The sequence below is a fragment of the Frigoribacterium sp. CFBP 13605 genome (assembly GCF_014839405.1).
Classification (GTDB): Bacteria; Actinomycetota; Actinomycetes; order Actinomycetales; family Microbacteriaceae; genus Frigoribacterium.
This window is the reverse complement of sequence record NZ_JACYNS010000056.1, coordinates 1-15,414: the sequence shown is the minus strand read 5'-3', so window position 1 is coordinate 15,414 and position 15,414 is coordinate 1. Positions and strand designations below refer to the sequence as shown.

The following is a 15,414-nucleotide window of genomic DNA, read 5'->3' as shown; positions in this document are numbered from 1 at the left end:
CGACGCGTCCGCCCCGCCGGTCCGTGACGACGCGTCGGCCCCGCCGGTCCGTGAGGACGCAGGAGGCGCGGGTCACGCCGACGACGCCCCCGCGGCCGACCAGCCCGGTCACGCCGACGGCGATGCCGGAACGGGTGGCTCGGGCGGCGACGCCCCCGGCTCGAATAGCACGACCACACCGAGCGCCGTGGATCGAAGCGGAATGACTCGGGAGCAACTCGCGAACTACCTGGACGTTGTCGACCCCGACGCCGGCGCGGTGTTCCGCGAGAAGGGAACGTGGCCGGCCGATCAGCAGGTGCCGAAGGACGCCAGCGTCCTCGGGGCGGACGGCAAGGTCAACTGGAAAGACGAGGCGCCCCACGACGGATTCACGTTGAACGAGGACGGACACCCCATCAAGACGCCCGACCCCGACATCCCCCTCGGCACGCGACTTGATCGAGAGGGCCCAGAGACGGGGCGGTTCACCTCTCCGCTCAACGCGGACGGTACGCACGCCGCCCACGGAACTCGGGCGCTGCCCTGGGTTGAAGACGATTTGCACACGTACGAGGTCGTCGGCGACCTCAAGAACATCCGGGCCGCGTATGACGCGTCGACCAACACGAAGCTGAAAATGCAGATCGATGTCACGATGAAGCTCTTCAATCCGGACTGGAACAACATCCGCGTTTTCGCGGGCGAGATCGACAAGGCTTTCGGCGAAGTCGGCGGTGGTACCCAGTACCAGCTGCCGTTCGGAGCCGATGTCATGGTCGAGCTCGGTCTGCTCAAGAGAGTCCCGAACTAGGAGCGAGATGACCACTATCGATGAGACACGCGCGGCATTGACGGCGGAGGGGCTCGATCGTCTCAAGTACGTCATCGGCTCTGACGGCGCGAACGAGACCGACTGCCTCGTCCTGTGCCGTCAAGAGGGAGGGTGGGTGTCCTTCTCCCGGGACGAACGTGCCGCAGTCATGTCGGAGAGCGTCCGAACGTACTCCAGCGAGTCCGAAGCTTTGGACGACTTCCTCGAGCTCATGCGGTTGAAAGGCCTACTTGCCACGTTGCAGCGAGAACGAGATGCGGAACGTCTCGGTCGGCCCACGGACGCGTGATGGTGTGGCCGGTCGAGCGACGTCGGTCACCATCGCGTCGCGAAGCGTGATGGACGTGGACGGATTGCGAGCAGAAGTGGAAGCGGCCGGGTTCGGGCACCTCGGTTTCCTCATCGGCAACACGTCGCTGCCCGTCCCCGGCGCGCACGTGATCGGGCAGATCGACGGGGTGTGGGTGACGTTCTTGCGCGACGAACGAGGTCTCGTGGAAGAGCTGACCCTCGTCGAGCATCCGGATGAGCGCTCTGCCGTGACGGAGTTCATGTCGCAGCTGCGGAACCTCGCCCGTTTGGAGGAGCTGCGGGCCGTCCTCGAGGCTGAGAGTCTCCTTCGCTTGGACCACGTCATCGATGGTGACTACACGAGAGGATCAACCGCCTCCTCGAGGAGATCCATGACTGATGACGACTCGAACACTCTCGCCTCGTTGCCGAACCGCGTCAACCAACTCGGGCTCGGGCATCTGAACTTTCTGATCGGTGACGGGGAGACACAGCGTCCATACGCACTCGTCATCGCCCAGGGCGAAGGTGGCTGGAGCACCTTCGTCAGGGATGAAAGAGGGCTGACCAGGGTCAAGGGCGTCCGGACGTATCCGGACGAGCGGTCGGCAGTCGAGGGGTTCCTCGTTCTGCTCGACGGCATCGCGCTCGTCAAGCGGCTTCGTTCCGAGGCCGCGGCTGAGAAGGACGTCTAGCCGGTGCTCGAGGGCTGATGAGTAGGACCGACGTGGGCGGACTGAGAGCAGAAGTGGAAGCGGCCGGGCTCGGGCACCTCCGTTTCCTCATCGGGAACACGTCCCTGCCCGTCTCCGGCGCGCACGTGATCGGGCAGATCGACGGGCTGTGGGTGACGTTCTTGCGCGACGAACGAGGGGTCGTGGAAGAGCGGACACTCGTCGAGCATCCGGATGAACGCTCTGCCGTGACGGAGTTCATGTCGCAGCTGCGGAACCTCGCCCGGTTGAAGGAGTTGGAGGCCCTCCTCGACAAGGGCCTCGAGCCCCATGACTGAGCGTGCCCGGCGAGAAGGAGCGGACGTCGTGCAGCCATGTGACGAGACCTTGGCCGTCCTCGAGGCAGAGGAACGACGACCGCCGAGGGGCCCCAGGGGATGACGACACTCCAAGAAACGGTCGCCACGATCGAGGCCGAGGGGCTCGACAGGTTCGCCTACGTGATCGGTGATGATCACGCCAGCTCGGCGGACGCCCTGGTCCTGACCCGACGGGACGGCGTCTGGACCTCCTTCTCGACCAACGAGCGGGCCGGTGTCGAGGAGACCAGCGTTCGCACGTACGAGGAACTCTCCGACGCTCTGGACGACTTCCTGCGTCTCATGAGGCTGAGGGCCGACGAGGATGTGCTCATGTCGCGCATCAGGGAGAAGAACAGGCTCGCCCACGAGACGTGGCAGGCGTCACGAGACGACCGACCGGAGAAGGCCTGACATGGCGACGATCGATTCGGTGCGCGCCGTCATGGCGGCAGAGGGACTCGACGACCTGGCGCATGTCATCGACGGTGACCCCGCGAACAGGACGGACTGCCTCGTCGTCACCCGACGCGACGATGCCTGGGTGTCCTTTTCCACCGACGAGCGCGCGGCGGTCGTCGACGGGAGCGTACGGACCTACCCGAGCGAGTCCGAGGCCCTGGAGGACTTCCTCGTCCTGCTCCGGCTGAAGAAGCTCCTCCGCGACCTGCAACGGGAGCGCGACCTCGAGCGCGTTGAGGGGGCGGCGATGAGCCTCGCGTCGCTGCCTGCGCAGATGGAGGCGGAGGACGTGAACCGCGTTCGTGTCGCTCTCGGTGACGATTACCTCAGGCGCCCGGACTGTCTCGCCGTGGCGCGACGTGACGGCGTGTGGAGCACTTTCTACGTCGACGAACGAGCTGCCGTGGAGGAACGGAGCCTGCACACGTTCCCCGACGAGGTCTCGGCCGTGGCCGACTTCCTCGACCGTCTGAGGTCCCAGCATCGCAAGCTCGAGATCCAAGACGAACTCCGAGACCGACGCCGACGAGCAGGAGAACCGTCATGACGATGGTCGCGCGCACCCTGGCCGCCCTCCGAACCCAGGTCGACGCCGGCGGACTCGGCCACCTGAATGCCGTCATCGGGGACGCCTCGACGCAGAAGCCCTTCGCGCTCGTCCTCGCTCGACGGGACGAGGTGTGGAGCACCTACTTCCTCGACGAGCGAGGCCTCGTCGAGGAACAGAGCATCCGCACCTACGACGACGTCGAGGCAGCCGCAGCCGACTTCCTCCGGTTGCTGGGCAACCTGGCCCGCATCGAAGAGATCGATGCCGAGCTGGCCGCCCGACGGCAGGCACAGCGTCCTCAGTGATCTCTCGGCGGCGTTCAAGCTGGGTTTGAGGTACGAAACGCTGGTCAGAGGTACATTCGTGTCGTCAACGAGCCGGGGCCACGGGTCCCGGGTCACACCGATCAACCGAAAGGGGACTCTTCATCATGGCCATGTCTTTCGATCCTTTCACCGAGCTCGACCGCCTCACCGGGGCTCTCACGGGCATGCGACAGGGGCCCAGGGTCATGCCGGTCGACCTCTATCGCGACGGCGACCGCTACGTGCTCAACGCCGACATGCCGGGCATCGATCCGGGGTCGGTCGACGTCGACGTCGACGGTCAGCTGCTGACCATCCGGGCCAACCGCACGCCCGACACCCGTGACGGCGTCAAGTGGCTCGCGCAGGAGCGGCCGCACGGCTCGTACCTCCGCCAGTTCAGCGTGGGCGAGGGCATCGATTCGAGCCGCATCACGGCCCACTACGACAACGGCGTGCTGTCGCTGGTCATCCCGGTCAGCGAGAGGGCGAAGCCGCGCAAGATCGAGGTCGTCTCGGGCCAGGCGCACGAGACCGTCGACGCGATCGACGCGTCGCCGGCCCGCGACACGACGAGCTGACCCCTCAGGCGGTCTGGTCGTCGACCCCGGCCACGCCGTCGGCCCCACCACCCCGTCACGATCCGTCGTGGCGGGGTGGTCCCCGTTCCGGCGACGCCGGCGCCCGACCGCTCCGCCGTCGGTCGCGGGCGTGCACACACCGGGCCGGCACGCGAGTACTGTGCGGTGCCCCGGTCGGCCGTGTCACCCGGCACCTGACCGTTGCCTCCGCACGTGGGCGAAGCCGACCCGCGCCTCCTACCGTTCACGGCAGGGCACGACGCCGACACGGCGTCGCCCGACAATTCTGAACACCGTCAGCAAGGAGTGCACCATGGCACAGGCCATCGAGACCATCGACGTCAACGTCCCCGTCAGCGTCGCCTACAACCAGTGGACCCAGTTCGAGTCGTTCCCGAAGTTCCTCGACGAGGTCGAGTCCATCACCCAGACCACCCCCACCCTCACGGTGTGGAAGGTCAAGGTCGGACCGGTCGAGAAGACCTTCGAAGCCGAGATCACCGAGCAGCACCCCGACGAGCGCGTCGCCTGGAACAGCACGGGCGGCGAGGTCGACCACGCCGGCGTCATCACGTTCCACAAGCTGAGCGACGACGTGACGCGCCTCACGGTGCAGATCGACTGGACCCCCGAGGGCTTCCTCGAGAAGGTCGGCAACACGCTCGGCGCCGACAACCACGCCATCAAGAAGGACCTCAAGAACTTCAAGGAGTTCATCGAGCGCGAGGGCAACGTCGACGGCGCCTGGCGCGGAGACGTCCAGGCCTGAGTCCCGGCTCCACCCGACGAGGCCCCCGGTCGGCTCCTGTTCGCAGGACGCCCACCGGGGGCCTCGTCCGCGTCAGCCGCCGAAGCCGAACGAGTGCAGCCCGTGCTCCTCGCTCAGTCGGCGGCTCCACTCGGCACCGCGGACGCTCGTCCCCTGCTCGTCGATGGGCGGGCTGAACACCGCCGCACCCAGCCGGTTCGGCGCGGACAGGACGATCGCCCCCGAGACGCTCGACTTCGCGGGCACCCCGACGCCGCGCATCCAGCGGCCCGACCCGTCGTAGACGCCGCAGGTCGCCATGACCGACACCACGTCGCGGGCGACGCGGGCGTCCACGACCTGCTCGCCCGTCACCGGGTTGCGGCCGCCGAACGCGAGCGTCGCGCCCATCACGGCCAGCGCCTCGCTGTCGACCAGTACCGAGCAGGCCCGGGCGTAGAGCGCGACCGCGTCGTCGGCCGTGTGCTCCAGGCTGCCCTCCGACCGCATCAGGTGGGCCAGCGCGTGGTTGCGGTCGCCGTGCAGCTGCTCGGACTCGCTGACCTCGCGGTCGTAGTCGAGCTCGCGCCCCGCGAAGGCCCCGAGTCCCGCCAGGATGCGCGCCGTCCGCTCGTCGCAGGTGTCGCCGTCGACCAGGGCGGCCGTGAGCAGGGCTCCGGCGTTGACCATCGGGTTCGGCGGTCGGCCGGTGCCGCCCTCGAGCTTGATCGCGTCGAACGCCTCGCCGGTCGGCTCGATGCCGACCGCGTCGAGGGCCGCTCCGTCGGTGTCGGCGAGGGCGAGAGCGAAGAGGAACGGCTTCACCGCCGACTGGATCGAGAACGCGTGGCCCGAGTCGCCGGACGCGACCACCTCGCCGGTGGACCGCACCACGGCGACCCCGAAAAGCTCGGGGTCGGCCTCGGCGAGCTGGGGGATGCTGTCGTCCACCGCGCCTCCTCGGGTCGGGAGGACGGAGGCGCGCAGGGCCTCCAGGGACGCGGCGTCGGACGACGGGATGGGGGACGGCATCGTTCCACCCTGACAGGCCGGGGCCCGTGCGTCCGGGCCTGCAGGAGGCAACGGGGGCCCGGGGTGGGGTACAAGGATCACGCCGGGCCCTCGGAGTCAACCCCTCCCGTTGTCAGGTCGCGTGTCTAACGTGCACCTCGTCGGGTCGCATCGGGGCGGCCCGCGAGAAGGGGCGACCATGCTGAACGACGGTGGGGGACGCCGGTCGGGCACGGCCTGGCCGGGACGGGGCCCGCTCGCCAGTGCCCTCGACCTGAGGCTCGACGTGATCGGCCGTGGCCGCTGGCGCATCGTCGACGTGCGGCGGTCGGAGCGCGGAGCCCCGGTGGTCATCGGATCGGTCGCCCAGACCGAGGCGGGCTACGAACTCACCCTCGCCGCGACCCCCGGTCGCCGCCTCTGGTGCACCGACCTCTCGAGCGCCCTCGACACCGTCGTGCGGGCCTCCTGGAACCGTCGCTGACCCGAGGAGGCGCGGCTCCGATCGGTCGGGACCGCCGCCGACCCGAGGAGGCGCGGCTCCCGTCGGTCAGGACGCCCGGCGCACCAGCGCGGCCGGCCGCCACCAGGTGACGCTCCGCCAGGCCCACTCGACCGGGCCGTAGACGAACCGGGCGAGCCAGAGGCGGCTCAGCACGGACTGCACGGCGATCAGGGCGACGCTGATCGCCAGCCCCGGGACGACGCTCGTCAGGTGCCCGAAGTCGATCACGAGGGCCAGCCCGGCCACGACGATCGCCGCGACGACGTAGTTGGTCAGTGCCATGCGGCCCAGCGGCTCGAACACGGCGGCGACGACGCGGCGGGCGGGGGTGCGCCAGAGCAGGGCGAGGGCGGTGGCGTAGGCGACGGCCATGACCAGCCCGGCGATGCCGCCCGGCGTCGAGAAGCGCGGGTCGCCCGGGGTCGTGGCCTGCCAGAGCAGGGCCGGCACCGTGAGCACCGCGGCCGCGGCGAAGACCAGGCCGACGCCGCGCCCGGCGGACTCGAGCACCCGGGGCAGCCCGTACGCGGCGGCGCCGGCACCGAGCAGCATGAGGCCGGGGGTCGAGGCGAGGCCGCCACCGGTCAGGGCGTAGGCCGCGACGGTCAGCGCGGCACCGAGGGTCAGGGTCGCCCAGCGTGGGGCGAAGACGACTATCGGCAGCACGACGAGGCCGACGACGCCGTACTCGAGCAGCACGTTGCCGGGGTAGACGAGCATGAGCAGCCCCCCGATCGCGATGAGCCCGATCAGCCGGCGCACCATGACGAGTCCGGGCCGGGGAGCGCGCGCCCGGGCACCGGCGAGCACGAACCAGAGGCTCATGCCGAAGAGGAAGACGAAGATCGGCACGAACCGGGTCTGCACCGTGAGGTACAGCAGGTCGCGCACCGGGTCGTCGACCGGGCCGGCGTTCTCGATCGCCAGGTCGATGCCGAGGCGGGTGATGTCGAGCGTGTTGACCAGCAGGATGCCGAACAGCGCGAAGCCGCGCAGCGAGTCGACGAACCTCCAGCGGGTGCCGGTGGTGGGTGGGGAGTCGACGGCGGGCGCAGCGGAGGTCATGTGCCCAGCCAAGCCGACCCGCGCCTCCCGGTCGTCCCCCGTGGTGATGGTGCGCCTCCGCCTGAAGTATCAGATGTGGGTCAGGCGAGCGCCCACTCGGCACGGAACTCGTCGCAGGTGAGCCGGTCGAGGTCCGCCTCGATCTCGACCTTGGACTCGTCGGCGCCGGTGAGGCCCTGGGGCGGCAGCCGGTGGATCTCGCGACCGGTCGAGCGCTCGCGGACCACGACGTCGAAGCCCGGCCACTCGCCCTCGAACGAGCCGAGGAAGAACCCGACGACGACCGAGACGAGCCATCGCCCGGCGACGAGCGGCCGCGGCCGCCGGGTCGTGACGATCTCGGCCTGCCATACCGAGGAGGCGCGGGGCACGTCGTCGGGGTCGGTCACCGGGGGCATGCCCCGAGGCTAACGGCGGGACCGTGCGGGCCGCCTCCGTCGCCCGGGTGACCCGGTGCCGTCGGATGGGTCAGGAGGCGCGGCTCGTCACGGCGACGCGGGCGGGCGTGAACGAGACGCGCACCGACGACCCCGGCTCGCGCCGTTCGTCGGCCCGGTGGTCCAGCACGAGCAGCGTCTCGCGGTCCACGCGCACGCGGGTGCGGCACACGGCCCCCAGGAACGACACCGACTCGACGACGCCCGCGAGCCCGCCCTGCGCGACGAACGACACGTCCTCGGGGCGCACGTACGCCCAGACCGGTCCCTCGGCCGGCGTCCCCACGACCGGCACCTCGGGGCAGCCCGCCAGCCGCACGAGCCCGCCGATGACCTCGCCGGAGACCCGGTTGCTCGTCCCGACGAACTCGGCCACGAACGCCGTCGCGGGGGCCGAGTAGAGCTCTTCGGGCGTGCCCACCTGCTCGATCGACCCGGCGCGCATGACGGCGACGCGGTCGGCGACGGCGAGGGCCTCCTCCTGGTCGTGGGTGACGAAGAGCGTGGTGATCGACAGCTCGCGCTGGATGCGCCGGATCTCGTCCCGCAGCTGCACCCGCACCTTGGCGTCGAGGGCGCTGAGCGGCTCGTCGAGCAACAGCACGCGGGGTCGCGTGACCAGCGCCCGGGCCAGCGCGACGCGCTGCTGCTGTCCGCCCGAGAGCTGGTGGGCGTAGCGCTCCCCGAGGTCGCCGAGCCCGACCAGGTCGAGCATCTCGCCCGCCCGGGTGGCGCGGGCGGCCTTGTCGACCCGACGCATGCGCAGCCCGAACTCCACGTTCTGCCGCACGGTCAGGTGCGGGAACAGCGAGTACGCCTGGAAGACCATGCCGACGTCGCGGCGGTGCGTCGGCACGCCGACCACGTCGCGGCCGTCGATCGTGATGCTGCCGCCCGTGACGTCCTCGAGCCCGGCGAGGCTGCGCAGCGCGGTGGTCTTGCCGCAGCCCGAGGGGCCGAGCACGGCGACGAGCTCGCCGGGCTGCAGCTCGAGGTCGAGCCCGGTCAGCGCCCGGTGCCCGGCGAACTGCTTCGTCACGTCGTGGAACGCGACGGCGGCGCCCGCGCCCGCACCGGCGGCGGTCGGACTCGTGACGGAGGGGCGGGGGAGCGTGGCGGTCACGAGAGGGCCTTCCGGGTGGGGATCGGGCGGGCGGCCCCGAGGGCTCCGACCCGCCCGATCACGAGCAGCAGCACGAAGGCGAAGGCCAACGAGATCAGGGCGAGGACGACGGCGGCATAGGGGTCGGAACGGGACACCTGCACCAGGGCGGTCTGCAGGTTCACGCGGTTGAGCAGCGAGGCGATGGTGAACTCGCCGAGCACCACGGCCACGGTGATGAACGCCGCCGCGAGCAGCCCCCGGCGGAGGCTCGGCACGACGACGAGGGCCATCGTGCGCGGCCAGCTCGAGCCGAGCGTGCGCGCGGCCTCGGTCAGCGTGCGGAGGTCGGTGGCCGCGAGGTCGGACTGCACCGCACGGTAGGCGTAGGGCAGCACCGTGACGCCGTACGCGAGCGCGAGCGTCCAGGCGCCCGAACCGGCCACCCGCGAGACGACCGAGTAGACCGGCGCCAGCCCGACCACGAGCACGATCGCGGGCACCGTGATCGGCACGAGGCAGACGAACTCGAGGGGCCGCACGAGGCGCGGGTGGCGCAGGTGCACGAGCACCATCGCCGGCACCAGCAGCACGAGCACGAGCAGGGCCGAGACGACGGCGAGCAGCAGCGAGTTCGTGACCCCCTCGACGAGGTTGCGGTACATCCGCTCGTTCTCGGGGTCGACGATCGCCAGCCAGTGGTTCAGGTCGTGACCCGTGCCGTCGGCGCTGCGCAGCGAGAACGCGACCATCGCCGCGATCGGCACCGCGAAGAGGGCCCCCACGACGACCAGGGCGGTGCGGCGCGCGACCGTGCCCGCGCCTCCTGCGCTCGTCGACCGCGGAGCGCTCGTCGTCCGGGGCGTGCGCGTCGTGCGCGTCGGCTCCGTCGTCCGGGCGCTCATCGCTGCCACCGCTCGGTGCGGCGCTGCAGCAGCGAGTAACCCGTCATCAGCACGGCCATGACGACGACCATGCCGAGCGCGAGCGCGCCGGCGACGTTCTCGCGGCCGAGCACCGTCTCGCTGATCAGTGCGGCGCGGATCTGCAGCGGCACGATCTGGGCGCCCTGGCTGATCAGGGCGGCGGCGGTCGCGTACGACGAGAAGGCGTTGGCGAAGAGCAGCAGCAGGCTGCCGACGAACGCCGGGGCGAGCACCGGGACGACCACGCGGACGAGGTGCTGCCACCGGGTGCCGCCGAGCGTGGCCACGGCCTCGCTCCACTGCGGGCGGAGGCCGCTGACGGCGGGCATGAAGGTGATCACCATGAGGGGCACCTGGAAGTACAGGTAGGGCAGCAGGAGCCCGGGCACCTGGTAGAACCAGACCCCGTCCGCGTAGAGGTCGATGCCGGCGACGTCGATCAGCAGCCGCGTGACGACGCCCTGGATGCCGATCGTCGCGATGAAGGCGAACGCCAGCATGACGCCGCCGAACTGGGCGAGCACGCTCGACGCGGCGTCGATGGCGTTGCGGACGGCTCCGTCGGGGCGCAGCGAGGTGAGGCCCCAGCAGACGACGGCACCGACGACGGCCCCGGCCACGGCGGTGACGGCCGAGACGGCGGCCGAACTGGCGAAGGCCCGGACGATCAGCGGGTCGCCGAGCGCGGCCAGGTTGTCGAGGGTGAGGGCACCGTCGCCGTCGACGAAGCCCGTCCCGAGCGCGAGCAGGCACGGCACGATCAAGAAGGCGAGCACCCAGACGGCGAACGGGGTCAGCCCCCACCAGGCCGCCGGACGGCGCCGACCCCGTGAGGGGCCGACGCCGTCGGAGGACGAGGAGGCGCGGGTCGGCAGGCCGCCGCCGTCCCCCTCGTGCGCCGACCGCACGTCGGCGGTCGTGTCCGCCGCGCGGGTCGACGTCGTCACCATCAGCCGATCGCCGTGGCCCAGGTGTCGGCCAGGACCTTCGAGGCGGCCTCGGTCTGCTCCGCCGTGAACTGGACGGTGTCGGAGGGCTGCTCGCCGACCTTCTCGAGGGCGTCCTGGTCGACGGTGCCGGCCTCGGTCATCGCCGCGAGGCGCACGGGGTAGGCGCCGGCCGCGAGGTACAGGTTCTGCGCGTCGTCGCCCATGACGTACTCCTGCCACAGGCGGGCCGCGGCGGGGTGCGGTGCGTCGACGTTGATCGCCTGGTTGTAGTAACTCCCGAGGGCGGTTCCGGGCAGGACGGCCGTCTTCCAGTCGCGTCCGCCGGCGTCGGCCGCGGCGGCCAGGTTGTTGTAGCTCCAGTCGAAGACGACCGGGGTCTCGCCCGAGGCGATCGTCGCCGGGGTCGGGTCGGTGGGCAGGAAGTTGCCGGCGTCGGCGAGCTTCGAGAACCAGTCGACGCCCGTGCTGACGTCGTCGGCGCTGCCGCCGGACTGCAGCGCGGCCCACTCGACGGCCGCGGCGGCGGCACCGGCCTGGGTCGGGTCGCCGTTGATCGCGACCTTGCCCTCGTAGTCCGAGCCGAGCAGGTCGTCGAGGCTCTCGGGGGCCGGCACGGCGTCGGCGTCGTAGCCGACCGACATCAGGCCGGTGTAGTCGTAGACCCATCTGCCGTCGGCGTCCTTGTGGTCGTCGGCGATGTCGTCCCAGGTCGACACCTCGTACGGCGCGAACTGGTCGAGGTTGGCGAGCGTCACGGCCGAGCCGAGGTCGAACACGTCGGGGGCCGTGTCCTGCCCCTTCAGGTTCTGGGCGGCGGTGATCTCCTCGGCGCTCGAGACGTCGGGGCTGTCCGAGTTGACGGTGATGTCGTACTTCTCCTCGAACCCGTCGATGATCTTGCCGTAGTTCGCCCAGGTGTCGGGCAGGGCGATCACGTTGAGTTCGCCCTCGGCCTGTGCGGCCTCGACCAGGGCGTCCATGCCGCCGAAGTCCTCGGCGCTGGTGGCGGTGGCGGCGTCGGTGCCGTTCGCCGCGCCTCCCGAGCTGTCGGCGTCGGCGCTCGCCGAGCAGCCGGTGAGGGCGAGGGCGGCGATGCCGAGGGTGGCGGCCGAGACGAGCAGGCGCTTGTCGATCATGCGGTGGAGTCCTTCGGGTGCGGGGCCGGGGTTCGCCGGGGACGGCGACGGGGGACCGGACGGCCCGCTGGGCACGCTAAGGAGGCGCGACGACGTCCCGGGGGAGGCCGCGTGAACGAGGGGCGAACAGGTGGTGGCGGGGTGGGCGTGCCGACGGGGGCGTCGCCCCGCTGGTGGTCGGCGACGAGTGGGCAGAAGATGCTGCTCGTCACCGCGGGAGGAGCATCTTCTGCCCACTCGACGAGCGGTGGGGAGGAGAGGAGAGGGCGGGGGTCGAGAGGCGGGCGGGGCCGGCCGGGTCAGCGGGCGGCGGCGACGGCGGTGAGGGCGACCTCTGCCGCGGCGGCGACGAGGGCGTCGTCGTAGGTCGCGGCGGGGTCGTTGCGCGTGGTGAGCACCGAGATCACCACGGGGTCGCCCGACGGGGGGACGACGATCGCGACGTCGTTGCGGATGCCGCCCGCGCCTCCTGACTTGTCGGCGACCTGCCAGCCGTCGGGAGCGCCGGCACGGATCAGGGTGTCGCCGGTCGCGTTGCCCGACATCCACTCGAGCAGGGTGGCGCGGTCGTCGGCGGCGAGCCAGTCGCCGTCGGTGATGCGGGCGAGGGTGGCGGTGAAGGCGGCGGGCGTGGTCGTGTCGGCCGTGCTGCCCGGGGTGAGCGTGTTGAGCTCGGGCTCGCCGTGGACGACGTCGGTCACGTCGTCGCCCTGCGCGGCGAGGGCGGCGTCGAGCCCGGCCGGGCCGCCGAGCTCGGTCAGCACGAGGTTCAGCGCCGTGTTGTCGCTCTTCCGCACGGCCGCCTCGGCGAGCTGCCGCAGCGGGAGCCCGTCGGCGACGTGCTCGCTGGTCAGCGGCGAGTACCCCGCGGCGTCGACCTCGGCCTGGGTCCAGGTGACGACGCGGTCGAGGTCGGCGTCGTCGGTCGCGTCGAGCAGGGCCGCCACGGCGAACGCCTTGAGGCTCGACGCGTACCCGAAGCGCTCGTCTGCCCGGTGGTCGAGGGTCGCGCCCGAGCCGGTGTCGAGCACGGAGAGGCCGACGCGCGCGTCGTACCTGGCCTCGAGGTCGGTCAGCGCGGCCTCGACCTCGGGGGTCGCGAGGTCGGGCGCCGCGATCGGGCTGGGCAGGGGGACCGGGGTCGCGGTCGGGCTCGGGGCGGGTGCCGACGCCCCGGGCGTCGAGCAGCCGGTCAGCGCCAGGCCCAGGCCCAGGGCGGTGGCCGTCAGGAGGGTCGTCGTCTTCGTCGTCCGGGAGGTCATCGGGCCAGTCTCGCCGACGCCCGGGAGGCGCGGGTCGGCTCGACGTCGAGAGGTCGGGTTGCGGCACCGGGGTGAGGTTAGGCTAACCTAAGCGCGTGACCACCGACCTGCCCCTCGCGGCCACCGCACCCGCCTCGGCCACCCTCCGTGCCGACGACGTCTCGGTCGCCTACGACGGCGTCGACGTCGTCCGCGGAGCCCGCCTCGAGCTGCGCCCCGGCTGCGTCACCGCCCTCGTCGGCCCGAACGGCAGCGGCAAGTCGACCCTGCTGCGCACCCTCGCCCGGCTGCAGAAGCCGCGCACGGGCTCGCTGACCCTCGCCGCGCCTCCTGCGGGGGTCGAGTGGTCCGAGAACGTCGTCCGCGCCTCGGGGAAGGACGATTCGCGACCACTCGACCGCGCGAGCGCGAGCACGAGTGCGAGCGCGGACGCGGGCGACGAGACGGTCGACGGGTTCGAGCTGTCGCTGCGGCAGTTCGCGCGGCGCGTGGCGCTGCTGACGCAGGGGCGCCCGACCCCCGGCGGCCTCAGCGTGCGCGACGTCGTCGAGTTCGGCCGCTACCCGCACCGCGGCCGCTGGGGGCGCTCCGACCCGGACGGCCCCGCCGCCGTCGACCGCGCGCTCGGACTCACCGGCGTGGCCGACCTCGCCGACCGCGGCGTCGACCAGCTCTCGGGCGGTCAGCTGCAGCGCGTCTGGCTGGCCAGCTGCCTCGCGCAGGACACCGGGGTGCTGCTGCTCGACGAGCCCACCACCTACCTCGACCTGCGCTACCAGGTCGAGCTGCTCGACCTCGTGCGCGACCTGGCCGACTCGGGGCGCATCGCGGTCGGAGTCGTCCTGCACGACCTCGACCAGGCCGCCGCGCTCGCCGACCGCATCGTCGTGCTGAGCGAAGGCCGCATCGTCGCCGAGGGCGACCCCGGGGACGTGCTGACACCGCGCCTCCTGACCGACGTCTGGGGCATCCGCATCGACGTCGACACCGACCCCACCACCGGCCACCTGCGCACCCGCGCGATCGGCCGACACCACACCCGGGCCGAGACGCCCGTCCGATGAGAGAGACACCACCCGTGACCCAGCGCCTGATGACGACGCCCCGCCACACCCCGACCACCGGCGGCCCCGCCCGCCGCCCCGCCCGCCGACTGCTGACGGTCACCGCCGTCGCCGCGGCCGCGGCCCTGACCCTCGCCGGCTGCGGCACCACCGAGTCGGCCGACGCCGGCTCGACCTCGGGCAGCGGCGAGCAGATCACCCTGACCGACGGCACGGGGGCCGAGATCACCCTCGACGGTCCCGCGACGAAGGTCGTCGGCACCGAGTGGAACGTCGTCGAGGACCTCGTCGCCCTCGGCGTCGAACCCGTGGGCGTCGCCGACGTGAAGGGGTACAACGAGTGGGACGCCGCCGTGCCGCTCACCAACGAGCCGACCGACATCGGCACCCGCGGCGAGCCGAGCCTCGACACCGTCGCGTCGCTCGCACCCGACCTGATCGTCGCGACCGACGGCCTGAGCGCCGACGCCGTCGAGCAGCTGAAGGAGATCGCTCCCGTGCTGCAGATCACCTCGGCCGACGCCTCGCGCCAGATCAAGCACAGCATGGACAACCTCGACCTCATCGCCAAGGCGACCGGCACCGAGGAGAAGGCGACCGAGGTGAAGAAGGAGTTCACCGACGCCGTCGAGGCGGGCGGGCAGGCCCTCGCCGACGCCGGTCTCGCCGGTCAGCCCTTCGCCTTCGCCGACGCCTACGTCGACGCCGGCCAGGTCAGCATCCGCCCCTACGCCAAGGGCTCGCTCGTGTCCGACGTCACCGAGGAGCTCGGCCTGACGAACGCCTGGACCGTCGAGGGCGACGAGGCGTACGGCCTCGCCACGACCGACGTCGAGGGCCTCACGCAGCTGCCGGCCGACGTGCAGTTCCTCTACATCGACAACACCGCCGCCGGTGCCGACGACCCGTTCGCGGTGTCGCTCGCCTCGAACGCCGTCTGGACGTCGCTGCCCTTCGTGCAGTCCGGTGACGTGCACCGTCTCGACGACGGCATCTGGATGTTCGGCGGCCCCGCCGCGATGACCGCCTACGTCGACTCGCTGGTGTCGACCCTGACGAAGTAACCGGCACCGTGAGCACGACCGTCACCCCCACCGACCCCGCGCCGCCCCGGCTCGGCGAGCCCGCCGCCGGGCCCGACGCGCGGGCTCTCCGCGCGGCGCGAGCCCAGG

At 71.7% G+C, this 15,414-nt stretch carries 20 protein-coding genes; 12 read left to right on the top strand and 8 right to left on the bottom strand.

What is annotated here, in order from left to right:
- The 9 genes from IFT36_RS11010 to IFT36_RS10970 all read left to right on the top strand — a co-directional run.
- Positions 1-793, top strand: a 793-nt coding sequence (locus IFT36_RS11010) for a TNT domain-containing protein (RefSeq protein WP_200413131.1), incomplete at its 5' end; no start/stop codon positions are given.
- 7 nt (positions 794-800) lie between these two features.
- Positions 801-1,103, top strand: a complete 303-nt coding sequence (locus IFT36_RS11005; protein ID WP_056227798.1) for a hypothetical protein — start codon at positions 801-803, stop codon at positions 1,101-1,103.
- Between the two features lie 46 nt (positions 1,104-1,149).
- Positions 1,150-1,800, top strand: coding sequence for a hypothetical protein (locus IFT36_RS11000; RefSeq protein WP_200413130.1), 651 nt, complete (start codon positions 1,150-1,152; stop codon positions 1,798-1,800).
- Positions 1,801-1,817: 17 nt separating this feature from the next.
- On the top strand, positions 1,818-2,117 hold the full coding sequence (locus IFT36_RS10995) for a hypothetical protein (RefSeq protein ID WP_200413129.1): 300 nt from the start codon (positions 1,818-1,820) through the stop codon (positions 2,115-2,117).
- Between the two features lie 162 nt (positions 2,118-2,279).
- Positions 2,280-2,552, top strand: a complete 273-nt coding sequence (locus IFT36_RS10990; protein WP_200413128.1) for a hypothetical protein — start codon at positions 2,280-2,282, stop codon at positions 2,550-2,552.
- A gap of 1 nt (position 2,553) precedes the next feature.
- Positions 2,554-3,147, top strand: coding sequence for a hypothetical protein (locus tag IFT36_RS10985; RefSeq protein WP_200413127.1), 594 nt, complete (start codon positions 2,554-2,556; stop codon positions 3,145-3,147).
- A complete protein-coding gene (locus IFT36_RS10980; RefSeq protein ID WP_156155476.1) occupies positions 3,144-3,455 on the top strand; it encodes a hypothetical protein in 312 nt (103 codons plus the stop codon). The genes IFT36_RS10985 and IFT36_RS10980 overlap by 4 nt, the downstream gene beginning before the upstream one ends.
- 125 nt (positions 3,456-3,580) lie before the next feature.
- Positions 3,581-4,036, top strand: a complete 456-nt coding sequence (locus IFT36_RS10975; protein ID WP_056044415.1) for an Hsp20/alpha crystallin family protein — start codon at positions 3,581-3,583, stop codon at positions 4,034-4,036.
- 313 nt (positions 4,037-4,349) lie between these two features.
- Positions 4,350-4,805: an SRPBCC family protein gene (locus IFT36_RS10970; RefSeq protein ID WP_056044418.1), complete on the top strand. Its 456-nt coding sequence runs from the start codon at positions 4,350-4,352 to the stop codon at positions 4,803-4,805.
- A gap of 72 nt (positions 4,806-4,877) precedes the next feature.
- Here IFT36_RS10970 and glsA read toward each other — a convergent pair whose 3' ends face one another.
- On the bottom strand, positions 4,878-5,816 hold the full coding sequence (gene glsA / locus IFT36_RS10965; protein ID WP_200413126.1) for a glutaminase A: 939 nt from the start codon (positions 5,814-5,816) through the stop codon (positions 4,878-4,880).
- Between the two features lie 178 nt (positions 5,817-5,994).
- On the opposite strand from glsA, the gene IFT36_RS10960 reads away from it, so the two are divergent.
- Positions 5,995-6,279 carry a hypothetical protein gene (locus IFT36_RS10960; RefSeq protein ID WP_056044422.1) on the top strand — a complete coding sequence of 95 codons (285 nt, stop codon included), beginning with the start codon at positions 5,995-5,997 and terminating at the stop codon, positions 6,277-6,279.
- Positions 6,280-6,345: 66 nt separating this feature from the next.
- On the opposite strand, the gene IFT36_RS10955 is transcribed toward IFT36_RS10960, so the two are convergent.
- The 7 genes from IFT36_RS10955 to bla all read right to left on the bottom strand — a co-directional run bounded on the left by IFT36_RS10955 (position 6,346) and on the right by bla (position 13,178).
- A complete protein-coding gene (locus IFT36_RS10955; RefSeq protein ID WP_200413125.1) occupies positions 6,346-7,365 on the bottom strand; it encodes a DUF418 domain-containing protein in 1,020 nt (339 codons plus the stop codon).
- A gap of 80 nt (positions 7,366-7,445) precedes the next feature.
- Positions 7,446-7,763, bottom strand: coding sequence for a hypothetical protein (locus IFT36_RS10950; protein ID WP_123570998.1), 318 nt, complete (start codon positions 7,761-7,763; stop codon positions 7,446-7,448).
- A 70-nt stretch (positions 7,764-7,833) separates the two neighbouring features.
- Complete coding sequence (locus tag IFT36_RS10945) at positions 7,834-8,925, bottom strand: ABC transporter ATP-binding protein (protein WP_123570997.1); 1,092 nt, start codon at positions 8,923-8,925, stop codon at positions 7,834-7,836.
- Positions 8,922-9,809, bottom strand: a complete 888-nt coding sequence (locus tag IFT36_RS10940; RefSeq protein WP_173154335.1) for an ABC transporter permease subunit — start codon at positions 9,807-9,809, stop codon at positions 8,922-8,924. The genes IFT36_RS10945 and IFT36_RS10940 overlap by 4 nt, the downstream gene beginning before the upstream one ends.
- Positions 9,806-10,780 carry an ABC transporter permease gene (locus tag IFT36_RS10935; protein WP_192125325.1) on the bottom strand — a complete coding sequence of 325 codons (975 nt, stop codon included), beginning with the start codon at positions 10,778-10,780 and terminating at the stop codon, positions 9,806-9,808. Before IFT36_RS10935 ends, IFT36_RS10940 begins: the two co-directional genes overlap by 4 nt.
- Entirely contained in the window at positions 10,780-11,916 is a 1,137-nt protein-coding gene (locus IFT36_RS10930; protein WP_200413124.1) for an ABC transporter substrate-binding protein, read from the bottom strand. The genes IFT36_RS10935 and IFT36_RS10930 overlap by 1 nt, the downstream gene beginning before the upstream one ends.
- Positions 11,917-12,215: 299 nt before the next feature.
- Positions 12,216-13,178, bottom strand: a complete 963-nt coding sequence (gene bla, locus IFT36_RS10925; RefSeq protein WP_200413123.1) for a class A beta-lactamase — start codon at positions 13,176-13,178, stop codon at positions 12,216-12,218.
- 95 nt (positions 13,179-13,273) lie between these two features.
- Between bla and IFT36_RS10920 the strand changes: the two genes are divergently transcribed.
- A complete protein-coding gene (locus IFT36_RS10920) occupies positions 13,274-14,242 on the top strand; it encodes an ABC transporter ATP-binding protein (RefSeq protein WP_200413122.1) in 969 nt (322 codons plus the stop codon).
- Between the two features lie 14 nt (positions 14,243-14,256).
- A complete protein-coding gene (locus IFT36_RS10915; RefSeq protein WP_307785087.1) occupies positions 14,257-15,306 on the top strand; it encodes an iron-siderophore ABC transporter substrate-binding protein in 1,050 nt (349 codons plus the stop codon).
- The last annotated feature ends 108 nt before the right edge of the window (positions 15,307-15,414 follow it).

Coding starts and splice junctions, on each gene's coding strand:
- IFT36_RS10940 (WP_173154335.1), bottom strand. CDS start 9,809: ATGAGCGCCCGGACGACGGAGCCGACGCGCACGACGCGCACGCCCCGG.
- IFT36_RS10980 (WP_156155476.1), top strand. CDS start 3,144: ATGACGATGGTCGCGCGCACCCTGGCCGCCCTCCGAACCCAGGTCGAC.
- IFT36_RS10970 (WP_056044418.1), top strand. CDS start 4,350: ATGGCACAGGCCATCGAGACCATCGACGTCAACGTCCCCGTCAGCGTC.
- IFT36_RS11005 (WP_056227798.1), top strand. CDS start 801: ATGACCACTATCGATGAGACACGCGCGGCATTGACGGCGGAGGGGCTC.
- IFT36_RS10955 (WP_200413125.1), bottom strand. CDS start 7,365: ATGACCTCCGCTGCGCCCGCCGTCGACTCCCCACCCACCACCGGCACC.
- IFT36_RS10930 (WP_200413124.1), bottom strand. CDS start 11,916: ATGATCGACAAGCGCCTGCTCGTCTCGGCCGCCACCCTCGGCATCGCC.
- IFT36_RS10975 (WP_056044415.1), top strand. CDS start 3,581: ATGGCCATGTCTTTCGATCCTTTCACCGAGCTCGACCGCCTCACCGGG.
- IFT36_RS10985 (WP_200413127.1), top strand. CDS start 2,554: ATGGCGACGATCGATTCGGTGCGCGCCGTCATGGCGGCAGAGGGACTC.
- IFT36_RS10935 (WP_192125325.1), bottom strand. CDS start 10,780: ATGGTGACGACGTCGACCCGCGCGGCGGACACGACCGCCGACGTGCGG.
- glsA (WP_200413126.1), bottom strand. CDS start 5,816: ATGCCGTCCCCCATCCCGTCGTCCGACGCCGCGTCCCTGGAGGCCCTG.
- IFT36_RS10950 (WP_123570998.1), bottom strand. CDS start 7,763: ATGCCCCCGGTGACCGACCCCGACGACGTGCCCCGCGCCTCCTCGGTA.
- IFT36_RS10995 (WP_200413129.1), top strand. CDS start 1,818: ATGAGTAGGACCGACGTGGGCGGACTGAGAGCAGAAGTGGAAGCGGCC.
- IFT36_RS10960 (WP_056044422.1), top strand. CDS start 5,995: ATGCTGAACGACGGTGGGGGACGCCGGTCGGGCACGGCCTGGCCGGGA.
- bla (WP_200413123.1), bottom strand. CDS start 13,178: ATGACCTCCCGGACGACGAAGACGACGACCCTCCTGACGGCCACCGCC.